Below are 1,010 nucleotides of genomic sequence, written 5' to 3' on the forward strand. Positions count from 1 at the left end.
CTGTTCCTGTTCTGCGGCAGAAGAGCGGACAGAATCAAAGGCCTTCTTTGGCAGCAGGATGGATTTCTGCTGCTCTATAAACGGTTGGATGACGGCCATTTTCGATGGCCGAGAGACAAAAACGAGGCCAGAGAACTTAGCCCGCAGCAGCTGAGATGGCTGCTTGAGGGGCTCTCTCCAGAGCAGAAAACAACAGTGAAAAGGAGATAGAATAGTGCCGAAAACGCTTTAAATAAAGCGACTTCAGTCTGATTTATGGTATAATTTAAACAGGGAAAATTATGTCAGAAATCAATACGAGCAACATCAGCGAGAACCAGTTCTTTCATCAGCTGGTTGAATTGAACAAGACCATTAACAAGCTGACCATTCAGTATGAGAAGAGCCAGGAAGAGAATGAAGCTAACAGAAAACTGATTAAGAGCCTCACAGAGCAGCTGGATCAGGCAAATGCCACGATCCTTGATCTGTCTGCTCAGATCAGGCTGATGGCTGCTCAGAAGTATGGCAGGAGTTCTGAAAAGAGAAAGCCAGATAAAAAGGACGATCATGACCAGCCATCCAGTCCTTCTGCCGAAACCCCTGCTCCCGGAGCTTCCGCAAGGAAACGGCCTGTTCGTTCCAAAGCCCGTAAGCCGAAGGAATCTCTGGAAGATCTTATTAAAAAGATGAACCTTCCTGTCACAGATGAACTTCACGAACTGTCTGAAGACCAGAGAATCTGTTCCGTCTGCGGTACGGAACTCACTCCGATCGGCAGAAAGCTGGTCCGTCATGAAGTCAGATACATTCCAGGAAAACTGGAAATCATCCGGCACTATTCTGTTTCTTACGGCTGTCCCGAATGTAAAAGGAAGAGCCGGGATCCGCGTTATCTTCCAGGCGAGTTTGATATTCACCCGGTCATGGCAAAGGCTCCCGAATCACTCCTTTTTGGAAAATGGGTTTCTCCCTCTCTGATGGCGCTTGTCATCACCCTCAAGGCACTGTATCAGCTGCCCGTCAACCGG

Annotated in this window: 2 protein-coding genes; both read left to right on the forward strand. The window is 48.1% G+C overall.

All coding sequences use genetic code 11. From position 1 onward, the window contains the following. Positions 1–210: IS66 family insertion sequence element accessory protein TnpB (tnpB, locus tag BO222_RS14500; RefSeq protein WP_143356894.1), on the forward strand; the 210-nt coding region annotated here is incomplete at its 5' end. 71 nt (positions 211–281) lie between these two features. After that, a partial coding sequence (locus BO222_RS14505; RefSeq protein ID WP_143357013.1) for an IS66 family transposase zinc-finger binding domain-containing protein occupies positions 282–1,010 on the forward strand: 729 nt, incomplete at its 3' end.

It is taken from the genome of Ileibacterium valens, from assembly GCF_001945525.1.
Classification (GTDB): Bacteria; Bacillota_I; Bacilli_A; order Erysipelotrichales; family Erysipelotrichaceae; genus Ileibacterium; species Ileibacterium valens.